Annotated in this window: 8 protein-coding genes; all 8 read right to left on the reverse strand. The window is 49.3% G+C overall.

Annotated features, from left to right (window positions below):
• A partial coding sequence (locus ACRC27_RS13320) for an esterase-like activity of phytase family protein (protein WP_438640099.1) occupies positions 1 to 958 on the reverse strand: 958 nt, incomplete at its 3' end.
• Between the two features lie 157 nt (positions 959 to 1,115).
• Positions 1,116 to 1,259 carry a DUF2256 domain-containing protein gene (locus ACRC27_RS13325; RefSeq protein ID WP_438640100.1) on the reverse strand — a complete coding sequence of 48 codons (144 nt, stop codon included), beginning with the start codon at positions 1,257 to 1,259 and terminating at the stop codon, positions 1,116 to 1,118.
• A 51-nt stretch (positions 1,260 to 1,310) separates the two neighbouring features.
• A complete protein-coding gene (locus ACRC27_RS13330; protein ID WP_438622525.1) occupies positions 1,311 to 1,841 on the reverse strand; it encodes a DUF3833 domain-containing protein in 531 nt (176 codons plus the stop codon).
• Positions 1,838 to 2,410, reverse strand: a complete 573-nt coding sequence (locus tag ACRC27_RS13335) for a chalcone isomerase family protein (protein WP_438640101.1) — start codon at positions 2,408 to 2,410, stop codon at positions 1,838 to 1,840. The genes ACRC27_RS13330 and ACRC27_RS13335 overlap by 4 nt, the downstream gene beginning before the upstream one ends.
• Entirely contained in the window at positions 2,394 to 2,909 is a 516-nt protein-coding gene (locus tag ACRC27_RS13340) for a DUF2878 domain-containing protein (RefSeq protein ID WP_438640102.1), read from the reverse strand. The genes ACRC27_RS13335 and ACRC27_RS13340 overlap by 17 nt, the downstream gene beginning before the upstream one ends.
• Positions 2,890 to 4,143: a class I SAM-dependent methyltransferase gene (locus ACRC27_RS13345; RefSeq protein WP_438640103.1), complete on the reverse strand. Its 1,254-nt coding sequence runs from the start codon at positions 4,141 to 4,143 to the stop codon at positions 2,890 to 2,892. Before ACRC27_RS13345 ends, ACRC27_RS13340 begins: the two co-directional genes overlap by 20 nt.
• Positions 4,144 to 4,150: 7 nt before the next feature.
• Positions 4,151 to 4,903 (reverse strand): DUF1365 domain-containing protein, encoded by a 753-nt coding sequence (locus tag ACRC27_RS13350; protein WP_438640104.1) that lies wholly within the window; start codon positions 4,901 to 4,903, stop codon positions 4,151 to 4,153.
• A partial coding sequence (locus ACRC27_RS13355; RefSeq protein ID WP_438640105.1) for an NAD(P)/FAD-dependent oxidoreductase occupies positions 4,900 to 5,704 on the reverse strand: 805 nt, incomplete at its 5' end. The genes ACRC27_RS13350 and ACRC27_RS13355, both read right to left, overlap by 4 nt.

Genomic DNA, 5,704 nt, shown 5'->3' on the forward strand with positions numbered 1-5,704 from the left:
CAAGATAAATTTTATTGATCATTTGCTTATCTTTATCACTGCCTTGTTCCACCAGTAAAATATGCTGGTTATCGATAGCGACAATATCGCCAATCTTGGCATCTTTGGCTTTTTTATAACTCGCTATATCAATAGGATAGCCGTACATCGCGGTTTTGCCTGTTGCGGGATCAAAACTGACAAGGCGGGTAAACTGCGCAGAGTTTTTACTGTTACCTTCGATATCCAGCGTACTTTGTACGGCGATTAAAAGCGTGCCATTGGGCAGGCGGGTAACACCTTCAAAACCTCGGTTTGGCTGACGCCATTTGAGAATATTAGGCAGACCTGTTGCAACGCCTTGCTCACCTTGTGCTGGGGTTGGGCCGTATTTCGCTAAAATCTTCCCCTGATTATCAATATTAATCAGGAAAGGGCCATATTCATCACTTAGCCAAAACCCACCTTTGCCATCAGGGGTGATCCCTTCGGTATCTAGCCCGCGTTTATCACTGGTTAAGGTGCGCAAAGTATCACTTAACGCCACTTCATTGGTTGAGCCAATCAGGTTACTTGGCAGTGGGAGCCCGCTGATAGGGCCATCTTGGTCATGTAACGGACGAGCTTTGGTTGCAATGGCTTGGTCTTTGCCAACGCGGATATCCATTAGAAGAGGTACAAAATCTGGACTGGCAAAAATTTTAGCATCTTGTTTGCCAACTGAGGGTGCATCAGCATTTGGACCACGATCAGTGACTGTAGTGAACAGTAAATCGCCATTCTCAATACCGCGAAATACCAGCCCAGAGCCAATACCTACAGGTAACCCTTGCGGAAAGCTTTGTGAAAATGCGCCTGAATAACTGACGCTGTCACCCTCAGGAAAACTGACGTTGTAGCGCTCTACTTTACTATCAGCAGCGTGAGATAGCAGGGGAAGTACTGAAGCGAAAAAGAGGCAAAGTGGCTTTACTTTCATGGTATTAACTCGCTGTCAAAATCAGTAAGAGCCAGTAACCTAGTTTATCGAGATGACATTTTAATGACATACCGCACCTCAGTGCGCAGAGGTTCAGGCTGATCGAACTTGCGGTGAGGAATATTCAACTGATTACTGAGAATAAGCCGCCGCGTTGTCATACCGAACCTCTACGTCGAGCACAAGCTGCGCTGCAGTATTTGACCATCGGCCAGTTCTTTTCCCATTTTTTACGCCAGCTAAAGGGCCGATGGCAAACAGGGCAGATTTTTTGCGGCAGCGTTAATTTGTGATGTGGCATTGTTAAGCGTCTTGAGTGAATAGACTTTAGTTATAGATATAGCTTATCGCCTCAGGCTTTGGGTTTTTGTTCGATATAAATAATCACTTCACCGACTTTAAAGCCAAATTTGGTGATTTCGGCTTTATTAATCAGGCGATGCTGATCAATAAGGTACATCCAGTCATCAAATTTGACGTTGACGTTTTTACCGCCACTGAGTTCCAGATCTAGCGTATAGCGCCAGTTCATAGCAAAACCGTAGGTATTTCCACCGGCAGTACCGACAATATCACCGGCAGTGCCTTGCCACTTCTGATTAACCTTCTGTAAATGCCAGATGCGCTCTTGTTTTTTGCCATCATCAAACAAGAATTGTTCATGCAATTCGCCTTTGTCCGCGGAGTTCCAGATCCCCTGCATGGTGACACTGAAACGCCGTTGCACTTCACCGCTGCGGTCGGTCACTATGCCATAGCCGACCAAATCACCACTGAAGAAGGTGGGCAGATTCCATTCTGGTGTTTTACCCGCATAGTTTTCCGGTTTTACGCCGCAGCCGGTGACCATGCTTGCTGCTAATAATAAGGGAAGGGCTTTCATGGTTGTTCTCCTTTGAGTTGCCGAGTTAGGGCAGGTTGTAAGCTGTTTTCCGATAGCCAGATCGCCAAAAACGAAGGGCTAAATTGTGGTGCTCGTATTTGGCCGATGCGCTGGGCGTTATGGTAGAACTCACCGATATTTGGGCTTGATGCATAAAAAGTGAGCGTATCGTAGGGCTTAATGTCGGGCCAGATTTGTTCGAGTTGGGTTAGCCAGTTCTGGCGTACTTTTGGTGTCTGGATTTTGAGGCGCTCCCACTCATCGCGTGTGGTGCTGACTAAATCTTCAGCATCGATATCAGTAAAATAGGCAATGGATAAGGCAACTGGATAGGTGTTGGGTTGGTAAACGCCACTGCGGTTTAGCAGGGTGACGCTGTAAATATCGGCCCATAACCAGCTCATGGTGCCTTGACCGACCGGTTTTAACTGTTGGGTGGGTAAGGCGTAGAGCACAGGGCTAAATCCGCACACAACCAAAAGGGCCAGTTGCACTATACAGGGATAGAACAGGCGACGTGGCCAGAATGGGCGGCTTAGTGTGTGGTGATAATCACTCAGAGACATCATCGGGATACCTCGTTGAAATGCATCGAACAAAGTAAATAAGCAGGGGGAGCAGCAGTGCCCAGATAGCCGCAATACCGATGATCACCGGTATCAGTGGATAACCAAAACGGACAACACCCAAAGCATATGCAGAAAAATAGGAAAGTGCGCCCCCCAGTGCGCCAAAAAAGATCTGCCAGCGCAGGTGAAATGTAAATAACCAGTTTAAACCGTGTGGCAGCGCCAAAATAAAACCGACCCATAGCGCTATCATCCATATAGGGAAAGTGCTTGGGAAAATAAACACGCCGGAGTCAGTCAGCAGAAAATCAATGCCAATTCCTAATACAGATAGCGGTAAGATCTTTAGGTCGCGCAGCGGTGTGGGTGTAAGAACCAGATGCAGCAGTACCAGTAGCAGGCAAAGCACGGTCGCGTGGAACTGCACTGCCGCGAGCCAATACAGTTCAAAGGCAAAAAAGTGGGCCCAGCGCCAATATTTAGTGTGTAAGCGGGGCATCGAGAGAATTCCATGCCAGTGGGCTCGGCTTGCAACCGGTGATATGCACGACACTGATAGCGCGCTCTAAAAATCCGGCTTCACAGTAGGCAAAGTAAAAATCCCACAGACGAATGAATTCATCAGAAGCGCCAAGTTGTTGTATGGCGAAGGCGTGTTCGTTAAAGGCTGCGCGCCACAAATGCAGTGTGCGGGCATAGTGGTGGCCGAAATCGTGCATCTGCACCACATTCAGATCAGTATGGCGGGTGAGGGTATCGAGTATGATGCTCAGGCTGGGAAGAAAGCCGCCCGGGAAAATATAACGGCGGATAAAATCGGTTTGGCTGCGGTACACCTGATAGCGTTGATCGCGGATGGTGATCCCCTGAATCAGAAAACGCCCTTGTGGGGTAAGTAGCGAGGCGATTTTGGCAAAGTAACCCGGTAAAAAGGCTTCACCGACTGCCTCAATCATCTCGATAGAGACCACTTTATCAAATTGACCTTGGATATGGCGGTAGTCTTGTAACAATATGGTGACTCTATCTTGCAACCCTTCGGCTTGAATACGCGTTTTTGCAAATGCAAACTGCTCTTGCGACAAGGTGACAGTGGTGACTTTACAACCATAATGCCGAGCGGCATACACCGCCAAGCCGCCCCAGCCACTGCCAATTTCCAGCAGGTGATCGTGCGCCTGTAAATCGAGTGTCTGGCACAGTGTCTTGAGTTTGTTGTATTGCGCGTCAGCCAGTGATTGGTTCGGGTGGCTGAACAGGGCAGAGGAGTACTGCATTTCGGGGTCGAGAAACAGCCGATACATCGCATTGCCCAGATCGTAGTGCTGGGCGATATTTTTGCGCGCGCCCTGTAGGGTGTTACGGGTCAGAAAGTGGCGTAGGCGATTAAGAGGCGCAGTCAGCCAGCGTAAACGGGCTTCGAGCTTATCAAAGACCGCCTGATTACGCGCCAGCAAACGGATTACCTGCACAGGATCGGGGCTACTCCACTGCCCTTGCATCCACATTTCACCGGCAGCGACATCACCGCCCCAGAGTAGTCGGCGATAAAATAGCGGATCATGCACCGTTAATGTGGCGGTGATGCTGTCATCGCGGTGAATCGTCAACCCGCCAACGTGGTCATCATGAATAATTAACGTGCCGTGGGTAATGGCGTGTAAAAATTGCAATACCAGCTTACGGGCATGGCTATTAACGGATGACAGAGTTTGTATACGGGCTGAATCCATACGAGCCTCACGGATGCGGATAAAAACGAAAGCCTTTGAGCAGCATTTTGGCTGCCTGATAATAAATAAGAACAACCACTTTCAGTGTCATCGCCGGAAAACGGCGCAGCAGTTGCCGCGTGCTGGCCTGCGTAACAGGTTGCGCACGTAATGACAAATGCGCGTGAAATACTGCCTGTCGGGTCTGTTTATCAAGATTGGTGATGCCGACGGAAAAATGGTCGGGATCATAGTGAATCTGCCATTGGTACTGCATATCCATAGGCATAAACGGTGAAACGTGAAAGGCCTTATCCGTATGCACAGCCTCTGCAGGTAGGGGGATCAGATAGTAGTCACGCTCACCCCAGGGGGTATTCGACACTTCAGCCAGCAGATAACGCGGTTGCTGTTGCTGCATAAGCAGATAAAAATTGATTGGGCTGAAATACACGCCAAGACAGCGGGGGTTACCGATAAATAGCACGGCGACATCGTCATCTAATATTGCACCGAGCTGGCGCGCTTTATCCCGTGCAGCTTGGCGCAATGAACCTTCACCGGGGAGATAATCGGTGCGGCAAAAACGGAGTAATGGAAACTGCCCTAATCGGCTGGCTACCCAGTTTTGGTGCTCAGGCAGATCATCTAGCCACTTTCCCAGCATATAGATCTGATATTTAAAGGCATTTTTTTTCGGTGATCGGCGGCTGTGCAGTACCTCACCGTGCCAGTACAGGGTGTGCGGCAATGTATCGGCGTGGGTAGTCGGCTTTGTCATGGGAATACCACGCCGAGCTGCCGTGCGATATCGACCGCACTGCGCACGCCATCTTCGTGAAAGCCGTTGTACCAGTAAGCACCACAAAAATAGGTTCGGTTAACACCGGAGATCTGATCACGCTGTTGTTGTGCCCAGATCCCTTCCGGTGTAAATGTCGGGTGGTGGTAACGTAAGCGTTTGATAATACGATCTTTGGCAATAGGGAAATGTGGGTTTAAGGTGACACAAAAGGTATGTGCAGACGTTATTCCCTGCAAAATATTCATGTTATAGGTGATTTGCGGTAACGCGTGTAGATCCGGTTGCAGGCGGTAGTTCCAACTGGCCCATGCCAAACGGCGTGTAGGTAATACGCGGGTATCGGTATGTAACACAGCTTCATTTTCCGCATACGGCAGTGCGCCGAGGATATGCTGCTCATTCGGCGTTGGCGTCTCTAGCAGTGCTAGCGCCTGATCGCTATGGCAGGCAAAGATCACTTTATCAAAGGTGTGCATTTCACCACCGGCTTCTATCTGCACCGTATCGGGTAACCTTCTAACACGCTGCACCGGTGTGGCTAAACGTACCGTGGCGCGTAACTCTTTCATCAAGGGCTCAATATACTGGCGTGAGCCGCCTGGGATCACGTACCACTGCGGGCGGTCTGCCACATTCAACAACCCGTGGTTGGCAAAAAAACGTGCGAAAAACAAAAAAGGGAATGCCAGCATTTGCTGCACGCTGGCTGACCAGATAGCAGCACCCATCGGCAAAATATAGTGTTGCTGGAAAAAAGAGCTAAAACTGTGGCGATGT

The organism is Plesiomonas sp. (genome assembly GCF_051650925.1).
Classification (GTDB): Bacteria; Pseudomonadota; Gammaproteobacteria; order Enterobacterales; family CAMTGL01; genus Plesiomonas.